Origin of the sequence: Bizionia sediminis (genome assembly GCF_042684585.1) — a bacterium.
GTDB lineage: Bacteria > Bacteroidota > Bacteroidia > Flavobacteriales > Flavobacteriaceae > Algorimicrobium > Algorimicrobium sediminis.
Window position 1 is genome coordinate 14,639 of sequence record NZ_JBHULS010000001.1, and the last position, 20,319, is coordinate 34,957.

Annotated in this window: 11 protein-coding genes; 10 read left to right on the plus strand and 1 reads right to left on the minus strand. The window is 38.6% G+C overall.

Features of this window, described 5'->3' with window-relative positions; genetic code table 11:
• The first annotated feature begins 246 nt into the window (after positions 1–246).
• The 9 genes from porU (at position 247) to ctlX (ending at position 15,985) form a co-directional block, all read left to right on the plus strand.
• On the plus strand, positions 247–4,119 hold the full coding sequence (gene porU / locus ACFSQP_RS00065) for a type IX secretion system sortase PorU (RefSeq protein WP_376890870.1): 3,873 nt from the start codon (positions 247–249) through the stop codon (positions 4,117–4,119).
• Between the two features lie 33 nt (positions 4,120–4,152).
• Entirely contained in the window at positions 4,153–5,391 is a 1,239-nt protein-coding gene (gene porV, locus ACFSQP_RS00070) for a type IX secretion system outer membrane channel protein PorV (protein WP_376890872.1), read from the plus strand.
• A gap of 87 nt (positions 5,392–5,478) precedes the next feature.
• Positions 5,479–5,961 (plus strand): cytidine deaminase, encoded by a 483-nt coding sequence (cdd, locus tag ACFSQP_RS00075; protein WP_376890874.1) that lies wholly within the window; start codon positions 5,479–5,481, stop codon positions 5,959–5,961.
• A gap of 113 nt (positions 5,962–6,074) precedes the next feature.
• A complete protein-coding gene (pdhA, locus tag ACFSQP_RS00080; protein WP_376890875.1) occupies positions 6,075–7,073 on the plus strand; it encodes a pyruvate dehydrogenase (acetyl-transferring) E1 component subunit alpha in 999 nt (332 codons plus the stop codon).
• Between the two features lie 3 nt (positions 7,074–7,076).
• Positions 7,077–8,753, plus strand: a complete 1,677-nt coding sequence (locus ACFSQP_RS00085; protein WP_376890876.1) for a pyruvate dehydrogenase complex dihydrolipoamide acetyltransferase — start codon at positions 7,077–7,079, stop codon at positions 8,751–8,753.
• A 117-nt stretch (positions 8,754–8,870) separates the two neighbouring features.
• Entirely contained in the window at positions 8,871–9,839 is a 969-nt protein-coding gene (locus ACFSQP_RS00090) for a M20/M25/M40 family metallo-hydrolase (protein WP_376890878.1), read from the plus strand.
• Complete coding sequence (locus ACFSQP_RS00095) at positions 9,839–10,522, plus strand: SDR family NAD(P)-dependent oxidoreductase (protein WP_376890880.1); 684 nt, start codon at positions 9,839–9,841, stop codon at positions 10,520–10,522. Before ACFSQP_RS00090 ends, ACFSQP_RS00095 begins: the two co-directional genes overlap by 1 nt.
• Before the next feature lie 358 nt (positions 10,523–10,880).
• On the plus strand, positions 10,881–14,951 hold the full coding sequence (locus ACFSQP_RS00100) for an FG-GAP-like repeat-containing protein (protein ID WP_376890882.1): 4,071 nt from the start codon (positions 10,881–10,883) through the stop codon (positions 14,949–14,951).
• A 101-nt stretch (positions 14,952–15,052) separates the two neighbouring features.
• Positions 15,053–15,985 (plus strand): citrulline utilization hydrolase CtlX, encoded by a 933-nt coding sequence (gene ctlX / locus ACFSQP_RS00105; protein WP_376890883.1) that lies wholly within the window; start codon positions 15,053–15,055, stop codon positions 15,983–15,985.
• A gap of 8 nt (positions 15,986–15,993) precedes the next feature.
• Here the strand turns inward: ctlX and ACFSQP_RS00110 are convergent, their stop codons facing one another.
• Positions 15,994–18,060 (minus strand): ATP-binding protein, encoded by a 2,067-nt coding sequence (locus tag ACFSQP_RS00110; protein ID WP_376890885.1) that lies wholly within the window; start codon positions 18,058–18,060, stop codon positions 15,994–15,996.
• Between the two features lie 449 nt (positions 18,061–18,509).
• On the opposite strand from ACFSQP_RS00110, the gene argS reads away from it, so the two are divergent.
• Positions 18,510–20,288: an arginine--tRNA ligase gene (argS, locus tag ACFSQP_RS00115; RefSeq protein WP_376890886.1), complete on the plus strand. Its 1,779-nt coding sequence runs from the start codon at positions 18,510–18,512 to the stop codon at positions 20,286–20,288.
• Positions 20,289–20,319 lie beyond the last annotated feature (31 nt).

Here is a 20,319-nt window from a genome sequence, read left to right on the forward strand (position 1 = left end):
ATAATTTCGGTGACGCAATATAAGAATTATGTGTAATACTACAAGAAAATATTTAAATTTTACGTTTTAATTTACGCATTTTAACCTATTTATGTAACATTTTAACGATGCTTTTAGCGCCTTTTAACCGATGTTTTATGTTCTTATAACGTGTGTTTTTAGTTTTTATTATTGTATTTTGGCTAGGTTTTTTTAAAATTGTTGGTTTTATAATAATAAGCGCGGCTAAATTCCGTTATTTGTGTGATGAAAAAGAAATTAATACTTATTACTTTATTGGTTTCAAGCATGGTTTTTTCGCAAGAAAAACGCTTCAATATTTCTTGGAATGGAACTAAAACACTAGAAACCGAAAGTTTTTCAATAAAAGTACCTAGCTTTAATACAAATCATTTTAGGTATACGGTGGGCTCTGGTATTGCCTTTGTGGCGCAGTGGCCATTGGCACAAATGGTAAATGAAAATTCCGCAACATTATCCAATGTTAGTTATGCCATTATTCCCGAAACCGAATTAATGGATTTAGATAGAGTTAACATTCCTTCAAAGCCAAAGGTATCGCTTCACAACAGTATTAACAGAGATAAAATAAATGCCTTCCTAGAGGTGTCACCTATTATCAGGGAAAATGGTGTTTATAAAAAAATTACAGGCTTTACCGTAAACTACAGTTTTGGTGGTTCAAATTTCAGATCGGGCAATAGGTTGGCTATTACAAACTCTGTTTTAAGCGCGGGTAGCTGGTTTGAATTTCAGGTTGCGCAAACGGGGGTTTATAAAATTTCAAGACGTTTTTTAGAACAATTGGGCCTTAATCTGGAAACTATAGACCCCAGAACCCTAAAGCTTTTTGGTAATGGTGGCCGCATGATTCCTTATGCTAACAGTGAGCCTTATCCTATGGATGTTCAAGAAAACGCGATTGTTGTGGTTGGTGAAGGAGATGGTTATTTTGATGAAGGTGATTATATTTTATTTTATGCCCAGGGGCCGCATCAATACAACGAGGAAAGTAATACCAATTTAAATATTTACAACGATGCTACTTCGTACTTTATTCAAGTAAGCCCGGGAAACGGCAAACGTATTCAGAATTTAATTCAGCCTAACGGAACTCCAGACGTTACCATAAACACCTTTCAAGATTATAAATTTCATGAGGTAGATGACTACAATTTAGGGAGTGTTGGTAGACGTTGGTTTGGCGATAGGTTTGATGTGGAAACCACGAAAACATTCGATTTTGTTTTTCCTAATTTAGTGCCAGAGTCGCCAGTTATTTTAAAAACATATGTGGCCTCTACAGCCGAAACGCCCACGCGTATGGAGTTATCGGTTAACAATACGGAGGTAGCTATTTTAAACATTAGCGCCGTAAACGAGGCTACTTTAGCAAATCAAGCATTTTTTAATGATACCATTCCTGTTACAACACCCAATATCTCCGTAACCTTACGTTATGATAATGGTGGCAACCCTTCGGCGCTTGGTTATATAGATTATATTGCCTTACAGGCAACACGCGAATTGAAATACGCTGGAGCGCCTTTTACATTTTCAAACGCGCGTGTTATAGGTATGTCTGGTATAGGAGCTTATCAATTATCCAATGCTAGCCAAGTAAGCGAAGTTTGGGATGTTAGTGATATTTACAATATTAAACGGGTTAGAAATTCGGCCAATAGCGAAATCCTATCGTTTAAAGCGGTATTAGGAACCAAAAAAACCTACACAGTTTTAGGGCCTAATGGTTTTTTAGAACCGATTAGAATTGCCAATTCATATGTGGGTAATCAAAATTTAAAAGGGACTATTTTTAATAACCAGCAAGGGGTGTTTCAAGATATAGATTACTTGATAGTAACCCCAACTTCTTTTTACAGCCAAGCAGAACGTTTAGCCCAAATAAACAGGAATCAATATGGTTACAACGTAAAAGTGGTACGCTTACAGGATATTTACCGTGAATTTGGTCCGGGTGTTCAAGATATTGGAGCCATTCGGAATTTTGTTAAGTACGTATATCAAAATGCCAGCGAACCAGATAAACGGGTTAAGTATTTATGTCTTTTTGGCGATGGCTCATTCGATTACAAAGACCGCCTGCCTAATAACACCAATTTGGTGCCCTCTTGGCACGCTTACAATAGTTTTACGTTAACAAGTTCCTATGTGTCGGACGATTTTTTCGGAATGATGGACCCTAATGAAGGACTCTTAAGAACTTCGGATATGTTAGATATTGCCGTAGGGCGTATTTTAGCAAGTTCGCCGCAACAGGCTAAGGAGATGGTTGATAAAATTGAAACCTATTACAGCGAGGCGTCTTTTGGAAATTGGCGAAACAATGTTGTGGTTATCTCGGACGATGTGGATGAGGCCTGGGAAAAGGACATTCAATTAACTACCAATACAATTGGCGATAATATTGCGGCTTCGAAAGAATTTATTAATGTTATTAAAATTCATACCGATGCCTATATCCAAGAGTCCTCGGCTGGCGGCGACCGCTTTCCAGCTGTAACAACGGCCATTACCAATGCCATTGAAAGTGGTGTATTAGTGGTTAATTATTTTGGGCATGGTGGCGAAGATGGGTTGGCTAAAGAGCGTATTTTCCAGAAAACAGATGCGCAAAATTTAAATAATGTCTGTAAGCTTAACTGTTTTGTTACCGTTACCTGCGAATATACCCGTTTCGACAATCCATTGCGTCCTACGGCAGGGGAGTTTACTTATTGGAATAAAGACGCTGGAGCCATTGGGTTAATAACTACCACGCGCCAAATTTTTGTAAGTGTTGGTATTACTTTCAATCTGATTTTAGAGGAATACTTGTTCTCCTTTAATCCAGACGATGCGTATGCCGACGACGAATACCCTAGTATGGCCGAGGCACTTCGTTTAACTAAAACAAATCCTGAAATTTCAGGAATTGGCCAGCGCCGGGTGGTGTTTTTTATAGGCGATCCAGCCATGAAATTAGCCTTTCCGAAACCAAATGTGCGCTTAACTAAAGTTAATGACGTGCCTGTTTCGCAAGGGGCTCCTGCTTTAAAAGCCTTAAGTCGCGCCAAAATAACCGGACAGGTAACCAATCCGTCTGGGACTGTTTTAACCGATTATTCCGGTGTGTTATCTGTTAATATTTACGATAAAAAAGTAGCGCGCACTACTTTGGGAAATAATGGTGTTACCGAGGGTGGTCAAGTTATAAAAATGGATTTTGAAACATTAGGAGCTACTATTTTTAGAGGGCAAGCCTCCATAACCAATGGTGCCTTCGAATTTGAGTTTGTTGTGCCACGCGATGTAGGAATTCCAGAAGGAAACGGCCGGATTAGTTTTTATGCCAAAAAAACAAACGCTCTGGAGGACCAAGCAGGCGCCAATACAGAATCGATAGTTATTGGGGGGCTTAATGAAGAAGCGCCAGAGGACAATATTGGTCCCGTAATACAAATGTATATGAACGATGAAAATTTTGTGTCGGGTGGAATTACAAACGAATCTCCAAGCCTGTTGGTTAAACTAGAAGACGAAAATGGTATTAATACCGCTAGCGGCATAGGCCATGATATTGTGGCTATTTTAGATGGCGACGAAACCAATCCTTATATTTTAAATGATTACTACCAAACGGAAATAGACAATTATAAACGGGGTACGGCTACTTTTCCGCTCCGTAATATTGAACCCGGATTGCATACCCTTACTTTAAAAGCATGGGATGTTTATAACAATTCGTCAACGGCCGAAATTCAGTTTGTGGTACACAACGAAAATCAGAGTTTGGTAATAGATAATGTTTTAAATTACCCAAATCCCTTTGTTAATTACACCGAGTTTTGGTTTAATCACAACAGTTCCGATCCGCTGGATGTTTCGGTACAAATATTTACGGTTTCAGGTAAGTTAGTGCGTACACTAAATGGCCAAACTAACGCTACTGGATGTTGTGGAAATGGCACCTCTGCTTTGTCTCGAGATATTGTTTGGGATGGTCGGGACGATTTTGGCGATAAGATAGGGAAAGGTGTATATATCTATAAGTTAACGGTACGATCGCCCCTACTAAATAAATCGGTTGAAAAAATTGAGAAACTTGTAATACTCTAATAATACGTTATATTTGCTAAATAAATTCAATTCATGAAAAATTACATTTTATTACTACTAACATTAGTTTTTGGGCATCAAATTTATGCGCAAACCGTTGTTTTACCCAACAATAATGATTCACGTGTTATTACCACTGGTTTACCATTTGTTTTAATAGCTGCCGATGCACGCGCAGCTTCAATGGGCGATATGGGCGTCGCTACGGGTGTGGATGTGTTTTCACAACAATGGAACCCATCTAAGTATGCTTTTTCGGAAACCAAACAAGGTTTTGGTGTAAGTTATACACCTTATTTAAGCAGTTTAGTAAAAGATATTTTTTTAGGAAATGTTACGTATTTCAATAGAATTAACGAGCGAAGCGCTTTTGCCGGTAGTTTTAGATATTTTTCGCTAGGTGAAATTGAATTGGTTCAAGATGAGTTTTCGCAGGCACTTATTGAAAAACCAAACGAACTGACTATCGATGCGTCTTACTCCTTGAAATTAAGTGAGCAATTTGCCATGTCTGTAGCCATGCGTTATCTCCGATCGGATTTAAAAATTGGCGCTATAGATGCAGAAGCCATACCGGCCAGTACCTTTGGTGTGGATATTTCGGGTTACTACCAAAGTGAAGAACAGGCCTATGCCAGTTTTAATGGGCGTACACGTTTGGGTTTTGCAATTCAAAATATTGGACCTAAATTTAAATACGATGAAGGTGGACAGGAAAACTTTCAGCCAACAACCTTGCGTTTAGGAGGTGGTTTCGATTTTATTCTAGACGATTTTAATAAGGTTTCGATAACAGGAGAGCTAACCAAGTTGTTAGTGCCAACGCCTCCAATTTATGGAACAGAGTACGAGTTTACGGATAACGATGGTAGCGGTGTTTACAATCCAGAAACGGATGAGCTTGGTGCGGTTGTAACATCCAATGTAATAATGGAAGGAAAGGATCCAAACGTAGGCTTTTTTAAAGGAATGTTTCAATCCTTTGGCGATGCCCCAGGGGGTTTTAGCGAAGAGTTACAGGAAGTAACTTGGGCGTTAGGCGCGGAGTACATGTACCAAGATTCGTTTGGTTTACGAGCCGGATATTTTCACGAAAGTAACCAAAAAGGTGCTCGGCAATTTTTTGCTTTAGGGGCCGGATTTAAATACAATGTTATTGGTATCGATTTATCGTACTTGTTTTCAGCCTCCCAAGTAAAAAGTCCGCTAGAAAATACCTTGCGTTTTTCATTAACCTTTAATTTAGGGCCAGGAACCTACCGAGAATATTAATTACCTCATAAGAACATCAAAAAACTATTGCCTACCGCAATAGTTTTTTTGTCTAAAACCGTATCTTATTACAATGATTTAAACCCTATGAAAGAAGTTAAAATAGAATCTGTTTTACAGGTTTACGATAGTTTTAAGGAGCTTCCAGAATCTATAGCAACACTTATGAATCAGGCACAGGAAGCCCGAGCCCAGGCTTATGCGCCCTATTCAAATTTTTCGGTGGGCGCTGCCATATTACTAGACAATAATAAGGTGGTAACAGGAAGTAATCAGGAAAATGCATCTTACCCATCTGGACTCTGTGCAGAGCGCACCGCTATTTATTACGCTGGCGCTAAATATCCAAAGGCTAAAATGCTAACTATGGCTATTATAGCGGGGTCTAATTCAAAACCAACAACAGAACCTATACCGCCTTGTGGTGCTTGTAGGCAAGCCATAGCAGAATACGAAATTAAACAAGACCAGCCCATTGAAATTTATTTTATGGGCGAAACTGGAAAGGTTGTTAGGTCGCAATCGTTAGCTAATTTATTGCCATTACTCTTCGATAAAAGTTACCTATAAATAGCCTTAATTCTCTTAAAAACTGCTTTCTTGTAATTTTTACGTTTTTCAGTTTTTTCGTTAATAAGTAAAGTGTTACTTTTGTCTATTCGTTTTACAAATTAACGTTACCAATGCAAAAGATAACTAAAGAAGTGTACCTTAAATGGTATGAGGATATGTTGTTCTGGAGAAAGTTTGAAGACAAACTTGCTGCCGTGTATATTCAACAAAAAGTACGAGGATTTCTTCACCTATACAACGGCCAAGAAGCCGTTTTAGCAGGCGCTTTGCATGCTATGGATTTATCCAAAGATAAAATGATTACCGCTTACCGGAATCACGTGCAACCCATAGGTATGGGTGTAGATCCGAAACGCGTTATGGCGGAGTTGTACGGGAAAGCTACCGGAACCTCGCAAGGTTTAGGAGGTTCTATGCATATATTTTCAAAAGAACATCGGTTTTATGGTGGTCATGGCATTGTTGGTGGCCAAATTCCTTTAGGGGCTGGTATTGCATTTGGCGATAAATACCACGGAAGCGATGCGGTTACCTTGTGCTGTTTTGGCGATGGGGCAGCCAGACAAGGGTCGCTCCATGAAACGTTTAATATGGCTATGCTTTGGAAGCTGCCAGTGGTTTTTGTATGCGAAAATAATGGCTACGCCATGGGAACTTCGGTAGAGCGTACGGCAAATCATACCGACATCTGGAAATTAGGTTTAGGATATGAAATGCCATGTGGTCCAGTAGATGGCATGAACCCTGTAAAAGTAGCTGAAGCTTTTGATGAGGCTATTCAACGCGCCCGTCGTGGCGATGGCCCTACCTTTCTAGAGCTTAAAACATACCGTTACCGCGGCCACTCAATGAGTGATGCGCAGCACTACCGTACCAAAGATGAGGTTGCTGAATACAAAAAAATAGACCCTATTACGCAAGTAAAAGAAATTATTCTTGAAAAAGAATATGCTACCGAAGCGGATATAAAGGTTATCAATAAGCGTGTTAAAGATTTAGTGGAAGCTTGTGAAAAATTTGCCGAAGAATCGCCATACCCAGAAAAATCTGTTATGTACGATGCTGTTTACGAGCAAGAAGATTATCCATTTATTCAACATAAACTATAAGTAATGGCTGAAATTATAAATATGCCCCGTTTAAGCGATACCATGGAAGAAGGTACCGTGGCTACATGGCTAAAAAAAGTTGGCGATACAATTAATGAAGGCGATATTCTTGCCGAAATTGAAACCGATAAGGCCACAATGGAATTTGAATCGTTTCACGAAGGAACGCTTTTACATATTGGCGTTCAAGAAGGTGAAACCACAAAAGTAGACGCGCTGTTAGCCATTATTGGAGAACCGGGCGAAGATATTTCCGATTTAATTGCAGGCCAAGCAGCGTCAAGCAATAAGCAATCCGAAAATACCGAAGATTCCAAAGCGGAAGCCAATAATAACGAAGCTAATAATAAACCAGATTCTGAAGCTACCAAAGGTAATACACCGCTTCCAGAAGGCGTAACAGTTGTGTCCATGCCGCGTTTAAGCGATACCATGGAAGAGGGAACGGTTGCCACTTGGTTGAAAAAAGTTGGTGATACAGTTGAAGAAGGCGATATATTAGCTGAAATTGAAACCGATAAGGCTACCATGGAGTTTGAATCATTCCAGTCTGGAACCTTGCTTTACATTGGTTTAGAAGAAGGAGAATCGGCAAAAGTAGATGCTCTTTTGGCAATAATAGGGCCAGAAGGGACAGACGTGTCTGATGTGGCTAAAAATTACAAACCAGAAGGTGCCACCGGTGCTTCCAGCGATACTTCAAAAGCGACAGCTACAGAATCCACGTCGGCACCAGAGCCTACCAAAGAAGCTAAACCAAGTGAGGAAACGAAACTAAAATCTGCTCCAGAAACTTCTACAGCTTCTCATGCTGGTGGTCGTGTGTTTATTTCACCATTAGCTAAAAAAATGGCTCGCGAGCGTGGTATTGATATAACCAAAGTTACAGGTTCTGCTGAAAACGGCCGAATTGTAAAACGCGACATAGAAAATTACAAAGCACCTACAGAAGCAGCGGCTTCCGCTCCAGTAAGTGCACCAATAGTAGGTGCTTCAGAAGAAAGTGTAAATGAAATTAAGCACTCACAAATGCGCAAGGTTATTGCCAAGCGTTTAGCAGAGTCTAAATTTACGGCGCCACATTATTACTTAAATGTGGAGTTTAATATGGAACACGCCATAGCGTTCAGAAAACAGGTTAACGCCTTGCCAGATACTAAAATATCATACAACGATATGATTGTTAAAGCATGTGCATTGGCTCTTAAAAAACACCCTCAAGTAAATTCACAATGGTTCGACGATAAAATGGTACTAAACAACCATGTCCATATTGGTGTAGCGGTTGCTGTTCCAGATGGATTGGTAGTGCCTGTAGTACGTTTTGCCAACCAAAAGTCTTTATCTGAAATAGGTGTCGCTGTAAAAGAGTATGCAAGTAAAGCTCGTGCTAAAAAATTAACACCTCAAGAAATGGAAGGTAGTACCTTTACAATTTCCAATTTAGGCATGTACGGTATTGAAAGCTTTACTAGTATTATTAATCAACCTAACTCGGCTATTTTGTCGGTAGGAGCTATCGTAGAAAAACCAGTCGTTAAAGACGGTCAAGTAGTACCAGGACATACTATGAAATTAACAATGGCCTGCGACCACAGAACGGTTGATGGCGCCACAGGAGCCGAATTTTTAGTAACCCTTAAAGGCTATATAGAAAATCCGGTATCCATGTTTGTATAACCGCACGTTATTTAACGTTTATTATACCAAAGAAATCCTGCAAAACCATGCAGGATTTTTTATATTTAAACTTTAAAATAGGTTGCTAGCGCGCTAGCAATTTTAAAACATATTTTTATGAAACATATTTTTATTTTTTTTCTAGCTATTGGTTTATTGGGCTGCAAAGCAAAACACGAAAAACAGGATTCCCAACAAACGAACTTATTAGATAATGTAACTATTTCAGCATCAGAGCTGAACACCATAGTTGGCGTTTTAGCATCCGAGGACAAAAAAGGTAGAGATACAGGTACAGATGGCATTGAAGCGTCGGCTACCTATATTGAAAAACAGTTTGCCGCTTACGGAATTAAACCGTATTACGACACCTACCGGGACTATTTTAAAGTTCAGGACATGGATGCCTACAATGTTATTGGGTTTTTGGAAGGAAATGATGCCACATTAAAAAATGAAATTGTAGTTATTGGAGCGCATTACGACCATATAGGTACAAGAGCAAAAATTGTGGCTTCAGACTCTATTGCAAACGGTGCTAACGATAACGCGGCAGGAACCGCTGCTGTATTAGCTATGGCACGCTATTTTGGTGCTAAAAAGGGGAATAAACGTAGCTTGATGTTTGTTTTATTTTCGGCGGAAGAAATGGGGCTTTTAGGTTCCAAGCATTTGGCCAACCGACTCAAAACTGAAAACGCCAACTTATATACGGTAGTCAATATGGAAATGATTGGTGTACCTTTTACAGACCGCGAATATGTGGCTTTTGTAACGGGTTATAGCAAATCTAATATGGGCGAAAAAATTAACAGTTATATTGGTTCTAATTTTTTAGGTGAATCCGAGGTTTCAAAGCAATATAATTTATTTAAAGCTTCAGATAATTATCCTTTTTATGAAGTATTTAATATTCCCTCTCATACTATTTCATCTTGCGATTTATCCAACTATGATTATTACCACCATGTGGACGATGAAACAGACAAGTTAGACTACAATCATATGGCTAGTTTAATTAATACACTTATTCCAGGTATTGAGAAAATTACCAATACCGCAACGCAAGAAATTCAATTGAAATAATGAAAAAGAATATAATTATAACGGGCACAAGTAGAGGAATTGGCTTCGAGTTAGTCAAGCTTTTTGCAGAAAAAGGGCATCGTGTACTGGCGCTTTCTAGAAATGAAAAACCCGTAAATGACCTAAATTTAGACCAAGTCACAGCTTTTTCTTTCGATTTAGTCAATAATGCCGATTTCCTAAAAGTACAAAGCTTTGTAAAAACCGAATGGGGTCATGTAGATGTTCTTATTAACAATGCTGGCGCTATTTTAAATAAACCATTTGCAGAAACAAGCATTGCTAATTTCGAAATGGTTTATAGAACCAATGTATACGGTGTGGCCGAGTTAACCCGGGTAATGTTGCCTTTTATGAAGGCAAACAGCCATGTGGTAACTATAAGTTCCATGGGCGGTGTGCAAGGTAGCATGAAATTTGCTGGTTTAGCAGCTTACAGTTCTAGTAAAGCGGCGGTAATAACCTTAACCGAATTATGGGCGGAAGAGTATAAAGAAACTGGAATTAGTTTTAATGTATTGGCATTAGGTGCCGTACAAACGGAAATGCTAGAAGAGGCTTTCCCTGGTTTTATTGCTCCAACGTCGCCTCAAGAAATGGCGCAGTACATTGCAGAATTTGCCACAACAGCCAATAAGTTTTATAACGGAAAATTATTGCAAGTGTCCAATTCTACGCCGTAATAAACGTTGGTCTATATTTTTTATGGGCGTTAATAAATAGATTCCTTACCTATATTCGGGTTGTAAAACACAACCCGAATAACTTTTATAGCAAACTTCCTTTGTTTTCTTTTTTCACCGTATAAATGCAACTTATAGAGGTCTGTAAACAAACATAGCCAACAGTGTTTGCTACTTATAATGCCCACATGTTGGTAATTTTAAAGACAGTATGTGGGTGTTTAATTACGTGTCTTTTTGTTGTTCCTGTAAATTTACTTCTTTTATGCATACACAAAAACGTGAAAAAGTACTATTTGGTAAATAAAATTTTTATTTCACTAAAAATATTGCGTAATTTAAAGTAAATGTTTCTGTTATGATTAAAACAAGCCTTTTAACTACACGTATCGTTTGTGTGTGTTTTCTTCTGTGGGCGTTGCAAATGTCTGCGCAAAATTTTCAACGAATTGAGACTGTTTCCGGCCTAGGTGTTTTGGAGCAAAATAGTGGTGTAGCGGTAGCCGATTTTGATGGCGACAATGTGCTAGACATTTTTGTTGTTGCCGAAGCTGTAGATCGCGCAGGCGTGGAGCGTACACATAGTAAGTTGTACAGAAATAATAATAATGGCACATTTACCGATGTAACGGAAGCTGCTGGTTTAAACAATATGTTAACAGCAGATTATAGTCAGGATGAGATTTTTTATAATTTCGATGGCTTTAAACAAGGCGCGTCTTGGGGCGATTATAACAACGATGGCTATCCAGATTTATTTATAACAAACACTTTTAATGTGCTATTCTATCAAAATAACGGAAATGGTACGTTTACAAATATTACCGATTTTGCTGGTTTTAATTTAGCTACTAATTGCCAGTATATGGGAGCTACTTGGTTCGATTACAATAACGACGGGTTTTTAGATATTTATATTACCGATTGGGGTGGTTGTGCCTCTAATTTACTCTACAGAAATAATGCGGACGGAACCTTTACAAACGTAACAGCCACGACTGGTATAGCCGAAACCGAACCAAGACAAAGCTTTACAGCAATGCCATTCGATTTTAACGCAGATGGTTACATGGATTTATACGTTACAAACGATTTTAACATGCCTAACTATTTATACATAAATAATGGCGGAACAAGTTTTACAGAACAAGCGGCTATGTACGGATTGGCCAATCAGTTTGAAGATAAAGCCATTGCCATTTCCGATTTTAATAACGATGCTTTACTAGATATTTTTGTTACGGGTATAGATGAAACGGCCTTATTTACCAATACGGGCGCAAATGGATTTACAGAGCAGAGCAACAGCAATAATATTACGGAAACTGGTTGGGCTTGGGGTGCTAAATTTGCAGACTTCGATTTGGACGGCGATGAGGATTTAATTATTGCTAATGGCTACACCTTCGAAAATAGGTTGGACGAGTACAATGTGTATTACAAAAACAACTATATGGAAGGCGAAGCTTCATTTGAAAACGCCACAGCAGCTGCCAATTTATACGATAGCACTATTAGTACAGAAGTAGTGGATTTTGATTACGATAACGATGGCGATTTAGATGTGTATCTTACCAATAGTAACACCACTTCTTACCTTTACGAAAACACCACTTTAAGCGCCGGAGTAACAAACCCTGTTCATTTTTTTAAATTATCTCTAGAAGGCACCACATCCAATAAAAGTGCCGTAGGTACTCAAGTTAGTATTGCAACTAGTTTAGGGGTGTTTACACGCTACTTTACAGGTGTTGGTTTTTTAGGGCAAAGCTTAAAGCCAGTGCATTTTGGTTTACATGCTGAAATGACTATAAATAGTGTAACCATAAAATGGCCGTCTGGATTGGAAGAATCCTATAACAACCTTCAGGCCGATAGGCATTACAAGGCTACCGAGGGTGCTGGTTTGGTAGATTTAAATATAGTGCCTAGTCAAAAAATAAGTGGTTGCACAGATCCTTCTTCCTGTTCTTATAATGCGCAAGCTACAATAGATGATGGTTCGTGTACCTACTTGCCTACAAGCAATATTAACGGCACAACAAATGCGGGGTTTTTGAGTGAAGAAATCTACACCTATTCCACTACAAATACAAATACTACATTTACGTGGTCTGTTTCAGGTGGGCAATTGGTAAGCGGTCAAGGCTCAAATAGTATTGTGGTAAAATGGGGAATTAATAATTCCGGAGAAGTAAGGGTGAAAGAAACCAACGCTAGCTGTTCCAGCCCATTAGTTAGTTTACCTGTATCACTTGCTTATAGCAGCACACCAACTAGTGTCAGTATTGCTAGATTATGGAATGAAGTTTTATTGGATGCCATACGGAACGATTTTGCCAGACCAACCGTACATGCGCGCAATTTATTTCACAGCAGTGTTGCCATGTACGATATTTGGGCTATTTACAATCGGATAATGAATCCAGAGAATGGCCAGCATGCGGTACCTTATTTAATGGGGAACACAGTTCATAGCTTTAGCAGTTCGCTAGAAACCTTTCAGCCTTTGGAATCGCCAGAGCTTTCAGCTAATAAAGCTATTAGTTATGCCATGTATCGTATCCTATTACACAGATTTCAAAATGCACCAGGTTTTAACGACATTCAAGAGCAAGTAAATTTCTTGATGGCCCAGTTAAATTATCCAACTGGAATTTCTAGCACTAACTACACCACAGGTAATGCCGCTGAATTAGGAAATTATGTGGCTCAAACCATTATAAATTTTGGAAATACCGATGGTTCCAGAGAAAGCTCCGATTACGACAATGCATACTACCAGCCTGTAAATCCGCCATTAGCCCCAGCATATCAAGCAGTGTCGTTAACAGATCCAAACCGTTGGCAATCTTTAAGTTTAGACACATTTATAGACCAAAGTGGCAATTTAATAGATGCCGATGTACTCGATTTTTTAAGTCCCGAATGGGGTAATGTGGCACCTTTTGCCCTTTCAGAAGCTCATAAAAACACTTTTGAGAGAGACGGTTTTAGTTATCAGGTATACCACAATCCACAAGCGCCTCCTTATTTAGATAATTCCAATACAAGCCCTAGTAGCGAGGCTTATAAATGGAATTTTTCAATGGTGTCTGTTTGGGGGGCACATTTAGATCCAACCGATGGTGTTTTATGGGACATATCGCCTGCTGCAATGGGAAATATTGACAGTGCTTTATTTCCAGAAAATTACAGCACCTATCCAGAGTTCTATAATTATCTGGACGGTGGCGACCCTGGCACCGGACATCAAATAAACCCTATAACAAACCAACCGTATCAGTCGCAAATTGTGCCGCGTGGCGACTATACGCGGGTACTAGCGGAGTTTTGGGCAGACGGCCCAGATTCTGAAACCCCACCTGGACACTGGTTTACATTGCTTAATGGTGTTTCAGATCACCCTATGTTTCAACGGAAATTTAATGGAGTGGGGCCCGTTCTTAATCCAATAGAATGGGATGTAAAAGCTTATTTTGTTTTAGGTGGAGCCATGCACGATGCCGCTATTTCAGCGTGGAGTATTAAAGGGTATTACGATTATATCAGACCCATTTCGGCTATTCGTTATATGGCCAATTTAGGACAAAGTTCCAATAGTGAGCTGGCTAGTTATCATCCGCAAGGTATAAAACTAGAACCTGGCTACGTGGAACTGGTAATGCCAGGCGATCCGCTAGAAGGAGCTTTTAATCAGCATGTTGGGAAAATTAAACTCTATACCTGGCGTGGTCATGATTTTGTTAATAACACCGAAACGGATATGGCAGGAGTAGGTTGGATTTTATCGGAAAACTGGTGGCCATATCAACGACCTTCTTTTGTGACACCGCCATTTGCAGGCTTTGTTTCTGGCCATTCTACATATTCTAGAGCAGCAGCAGAAGTATTAACCCTTATTACAGGCGATGCTTATTTTCCTGGTGGTATGGGCGAATTTGTAGCCAGACAAAATGAATTTTTAGTATTTGAAGAAGGACCTTCTGTAGACGTTACGTTGCAATGGGCAACCTATCGCGATGCGTCAGACCAATGTAGTTTATCACGTATTTGGGGCGGTATTCACCCACCCGCAGACGATATTCCTGGTCGAAAAATTGGCCAAATAATTGGTGTTGATGCGTATAATTTTGCCCTACCTTATTTTAATGGCGCCACCTTGCATACCAATACTTTTAAAACGAACGTGTCTGCTATTTTTCCAAACCCAGTTAAAGCAGGAGGCAGTATACATATTACCAATACAAAGGCAAATAACCACTTTAACTTATACGATATAAGTGGCAGAATTATTAACATAAATAAATTGGGTTTTGATGGTAATACACAAACTACACGTATTCAAATTCCTACAGCTGTTGCTAGTGGAATGTATATTTTAACCGGGCCTAATGTGTCTAAAAGGATTATGGTAACAGGTTATTAATCCCTATTTTTTTTAACAAGCACAAGTTCATAATTATTTTAAAATACGGGTGTATTAAGTCTTTAAAAAAACATAATTTTGCGTTTTTAAAAACTCATATTATGCCGCAAACAACAAATACCATCTTAATGATTCGTCCTGTTCATTTTAGAATGAACGAACAAACTGCCGTTAATAATTACTTCCAGGAAGATTTAGATATAAAAAATGCCGAAATCAACCTAAAAGCACAGCAGGAGTTTGATGCCTTTGTGGATAAATTGCGTGCTGTGGGTGTAACGGTTATTGTGGAAAATGATAAAAAAGAATTGGATACACCAGATTCTATTTTTCCAAACAACTGGGTGAGTTTCCATGAAAATGGCGATGTGGCTTTGTATCCAATGTTTGCCGAAAACAGACGTGCCGAGCGCCGCGAGGATGTTTTAAATAGGCTGGAAGAGGCTGGTTTCAGAATTGATAACATAATAGATTATACCTCGGCTGAAAATGAGGGTGTATTTTTAGAAGGAACGGGTAGTTTGCTGTTGGACCGAATAAATAAAAAAGCCTATTGTGCGCTATCTGCTCGTGCCGATGAGGAACTTTTTATTGAGTTTTGCGAAGATTTTGATTACGCTCCTATAGTGTTTACTGCTTACCAAACGGTAGGCGATAAAAGGCTGCCTATTTATCATACCAACGTTATGATGTGCCTTGCAGAAAAGTTTGCGGTAATTTGTTTGGATAGCATTGATAACAAAAGTGAGCGAAAACAAGTAATGGCAAGTTTAAAAGCAGATGGTAAAACAATTATAGCCATTACAGAGGCCCAAATGCATCAGTTTGCGGGTAATATGCTGCAAGTACAAGGTCAAAACAATCAACGCTATTTAGTGATGAGTCAGGCTGCTTATGATAGCTTAACGGCAGCGCAAATAGCGCAAATAGAATCCTTTTGCCCAATACTATCAAGTTCTTTGGAAACCATTGAAACCTGTGGTGGTGGTAGTGCTAGATGTATGATGGCAGAAGTATTTTTGCCGCGCGCTTAAAAAGGCTGTTATTCTGGTTTATTTTTGGGTAGTTCTACAAAAAATGTGGAGCCTTTGTGTAGGGTGCTTTCTACCCAAATTTTGCCTTTGTTTAAATCCACTAATTCCTTGCAAATATTTAAACCCAAGCCGGTGCCTTTCTCGTTATGCGTACCAATAGTTGTATAATGACTATTTTTAAATAGTTCGTCTAAATTTTCTGGCGAAATACCAATACCCGTATCCGAAATACTAATGGTGCTGCGTGCATTGTTAGCGTGGTTAGCAATGGTAATCGTATCGCCTGGCTTGCTAAATTTTATAGCGTTTGTAAGAATATTCTGAATAACAATTTCAACCATACTTCTGTCTGCATACACAAAGTCTCTACTAGATTGATTTCGTACCGTTAATTCTTTCTTTTTAAATTTATGTTCTAGAAGCTGCAGTTTTTCATCAATTACCAACTGTATGTCAAACAAGCTTGGTTTAGCCTCCAAGGATTGCATCTGCGATTTAGACCAATTTAAAAGGTTAAACAATAATAGGGTGGCATTGTCTGCATTCTCGCTTAATTCGGGTAATAAGGACTTAAATTCAGACTCCGTTAAAGAACCATCGTTAAGTAAATCTATAAAACCTTTAATAGAAGTTAAGGAGTCCTTTAAATCGTGCGATACAATAGAAAACAACCGATCTTTAATTTTATTTACAGCTTCTAAATGTTTGGTTTGCTCCAGAATAGCCGCGTTTTGAAGTTCTATTTTTAAATTTTTGTTTTCTAATTCGCGTGTATACTTTATGCGACTATTACGTTGTAAATAAATTAATATGAAAAAAACCAATACTACGGCAAAAACTGCCAAAAGGGCATAAAACACCAGTTTTAAGTTGTTTAATTTACGTTCGTTTTCAGAAAATTCGAAAGCTTGGTGCGCCATTATTTCGGTTTCTACAACTGGTGTAACGGTTTCCACCAAAGCGGGCGTTATGGTGGTAGATGGTTTGGACTGTACGGGCGCTTGTTTTTGGTTTGCCTCTATTTTATGCTGCAGTTCATAATAGGCTTTTTGCCAACCAAAAGCTGCTTCAAAATTTTCAGTGAGTGAATCTAAACGTATTAAAAGTTTGTAGTTTTTTAACAGTGCTTGTTGGTTTTCTGTAAATGTAGCAATCCGGTTAGCTTCTATTAATTGCGCTTTGGCACGAACGGTTCTGTTTTGATCTAAATTGAGCCAGCCTAAATTAGTTAATGTATGTAGTAAACCTTCTTGGTTGTTATTGTTTCGGTTTAATTTTAAAGCTTCCAAGAGGTAGTTAGTTGCCTTGGTATAATCTTTAAATTGCAGGTATTCGCTACTTAATAGTGGCAAAATATCGCCACGTAGCGAATCGTTGGCGCTTGGTAATGCTTCTAAAATACGTTCGTAATAATCTATGGCCTTTCTTGTTTCCTTTTCTTCGGAGTAAAGTTTAGCTAATTGCTTTTGGCTTTCAAAAACACCCATTTTATCGTTTAAAAACCGTTCAATTTCCAAACGTTTTAAATTAAATTTAATAGCATTTTCGCGGTCGTTAACTCGTGTGTAATAGTTGGCCAAATTTTTATAGCTAACGCGTAAGGGGTCGTATGCATTGACTTTTTCCAACTCTGGTATGGCTTCTAAAATTAAGGGTAGGGCGTTGTTAATATTGTTGTTAGCCAGCTCTAAAAGGCCAATGGCATTGGAAACACGAGCGGAGTTTAGGACGTCGTTTAGGTTTAAGAATAATAACTTCGATTTCCTAAAAGCAGCCATAGCTTGTTGGGGTTTGTTTTGTTTCTCAAAAACAAGTCCTTTATAATAGGCAATTTCTGCAGTTGCTTTTTTGTAATTTAATTGATGTGACAAGGCTTCGGTTGCCGAAATGTAGTCTAGTACTTTTTGGTAATCTGCATTCTTATAAAGTAATTTTATAAGGTTTACAGAAGTGTCAATTTTAATAGAATCGGATTTTTGAAACGCTAAAAGTAAGGTCAAGCTGTCTTGCTCCTTCGTTTGTGAAAAACTGAAAGAAACAGCAAAAACAGCAAACAACGTAATTAGTTGCTTCATATTTAGGGTACAGTAGCTGCCTAAAAAGCCGTTTACCGAGCAAATAGCCTAGTTTTACGGATATAAGGGGATACTGTTTTGGTTTTTATAAACCCAATATTTTGGGAGATTAATAGCTTTTACACAACAAAAATTACTAAATGGCTGTGAAAATACTAATTTTTAAGATTTAATACCAAATTATTAGATGAACGGAGCAATTATTTTTTACGGATGTCTCTGCGGGCAATGCTTACTTCATTATCAAATTATTAGGTGTTTTTTATGCCTGCGTTTTATGGGTTTTAATTGATAAACCTATTTTTTTTTGAAGCCTTGATATTGGGATTGCAAATATGTCTTTTTCGATACTGGTATTTCCAGATACTAACTTTCTGGAAACTCTAAACGGTAAATTTGTTAAAAAATGGTATTAAAATAATATCTTTGCCAACCTAAAAAACACAAACATGAATCTGCAACAAACGCTTTCTGAATCTGTAAAACAAGCTGTTAAATCTGTTTATAATGTGGCCATTCCTTCGGTTGAGTTCCAAGCAACACGCAAGGAGTTTCCGGGCGATATTACGGTAGTTGTGTTTTCCATGTTGCGCCACGTAAAAGGGAATCCTGTTCAAATTGGTACAGAAATAGGCCAGTTTTTACAGGAAAACGTGAGCGAGGTAAAAGGGTTTAATGTGGTAAAAGGTTTTTTGAATATAGAAATTGAGAACACTTTTTACATCCAATCATTGCAAGCTATTTTGCAAAATTCTACCTATGGGTTTGTAAAGCCAAAGCCCTCGGAAAAGGCAGTAATGGTGGAGTATTCTTCGCCTAACACGAACAAACCGTTGCATTTAGGACATATCCGAAACAATTTATTAGGATACAGTGTAGCCGAAATAATAAAAGCTTCAGGAAAAAAGGTGTACAAGACCCAAATTATTAACGACAGAGGTATTCATATTTGTAAAAGTATGGTGGCTTGGCAGCGTTTCGGAGATGGCGAGACACCAGCGTCCACAGGGCTTAAAGGCGATAAACTAGTTGGTAATTATTACGTTAAATTTGATAAAGTTTATAAAGAAGAAATTGCACAACTTATAAGCGAAGGTAAAACGGAAGCTGAAGCGAAACAGCAAGCACCTATTTTATTAGAAGCCCAAAATATGCTGCGTAAATGGGAGGCTGGAGATACGGATGTTGTAGCACTTTGGAAAACTATGAATAACTGGGTTTATGCTGGTTTTGATACTACTTATAAAAACCTAGGTGTGGATTTTGACTGTTTGTATTACGAAAGTCAGACTTACCTATTGGGTAAAGAGTTTGTTGCCGAAGGCCTAAAAATAGGTGTGTTTTTTAAAAAACCAGACGGTTCTGTATGGTGCGACTTAACCGCAGACGGACTGGACGAAAAAATTGTGTTACGCGCCGATGGTACAGCCGTTTACATGACACAAGATATTGGCACCGCTATCCAACGAGTTAAAGATTATCCAGATGTTGGCGGCATGGTATACACAGTTGGTAACGAGCAGGATTATCACTTTCAGGTTCTATTTTTAATTTTGAAAAAATTAGGATTCGATTGGGCCAAAAGCTTATTCCATTTAAGTTACGGAATGGTAGATTTGCCAAGCGGTAAAATGAAAAGTCGGGAAGGAACCGTTGTAGATGCCGATGACTTAATGCAGGATATGAGCGCAACAGCTGAAGAAATTTCAAGCGAATTAGGCAAGTTAGACGGCTACTCGGATGCAGATAAACAAGCGCTCTACCAAACCATTGGTATGGGAGCTTTAAAGTACTATATTTTAAAAGTAGACCCTAAAAAACGTATTTTATTCGACCCGAAAGAATCGGTAGATTTTCAAGGGAATACAGGGCCTTTTATTCAGTACACCTATGCCCGTATTCAGGCCATCTTAAGAAAAGCAGATTTCGATTTTTCACAACCGGTAACACCCGCCAATCTGCATGAAAAGGAACGCGAGCTTATTAAGCAAATGACTGCTTTTCCAGACGTTATTCAAAATGCAGCAAGCAACCACAGCCCGGCCTTAATAGCTAATTATACATACGATTTGGTAAAAAGTTTTAATTCATTTTATCAAAATGTGTCCATATTAGGAGCCGATACAGACACCGAAAGACTGTTTCGCGTTCAACTATCGCAAGCCGTAGGTCAGATTATAAAAAATGCTTTTGGGTTATTAGGAATTCAGGTTCCAAACCGCATGTAAATTAAGGAAACAGCAGCCTATCTTTACAAGC

What these genes read in the sequence shown, in the direction of transcription:
- porU (WP_376890870.1), top strand. Translation starts at nt 247, where the DNA reads ATGAAAAAGAAATTAATACTTATTACTTTATTGGTTTCAAGCATGGTT.
- porV (WP_376890872.1), top strand. Translation starts at nt 4,153, where the DNA reads ATGAAAAATTACATTTTATTACTACTAACATTAGTTTTTGGGCATCAA.
- cdd (WP_376890874.1), top strand. Translation starts at nt 5,479, where the DNA reads ATGAAAGAAGTTAAAATAGAATCTGTTTTACAGGTTTACGATAGTTTT.
- pdhA (WP_376890875.1), top strand. Translation starts at nt 6,075, where the DNA reads ATGCAAAAGATAACTAAAGAAGTGTACCTTAAATGGTATGAGGATATG.
- ACFSQP_RS00085 (WP_376890876.1), top strand. Translation starts at nt 7,077, where the DNA reads ATGGCTGAAATTATAAATATGCCCCGTTTAAGCGATACCATGGAAGAA.
- ACFSQP_RS00090 (WP_376890878.1), top strand. Translation starts at nt 8,871, where the DNA reads ATGAAACATATTTTTATTTTTTTTCTAGCTATTGGTTTATTGGGCTGC.
- ACFSQP_RS00095 (WP_376890880.1), top strand. Translation starts at nt 9,839, where the DNA reads ATGAAAAAGAATATAATTATAACGGGCACAAGTAGAGGAATTGGCTTC.
- ACFSQP_RS00100 (WP_376890882.1), top strand. Translation starts at nt 10,881, where the DNA reads ATGATTAAAACAAGCCTTTTAACTACACGTATCGTTTGTGTGTGTTTT.
- ctlX (WP_376890883.1), top strand. Translation starts at nt 15,053, where the DNA reads ATGCCGCAAACAACAAATACCATCTTAATGATTCGTCCTGTTCATTTT.
- ACFSQP_RS00110 (WP_376890885.1), bottom strand. Translation starts at nt 18,060, where the DNA reads ATGAAGCAACTAATTACGTTGTTTGCTGTTTTTGCTGTTTCTTTCAGT.
- argS (WP_376890886.1), top strand. Translation starts at nt 18,510, where the DNA reads ATGAATCTGCAACAAACGCTTTCTGAATCTGTAAAACAAGCTGTTAAA.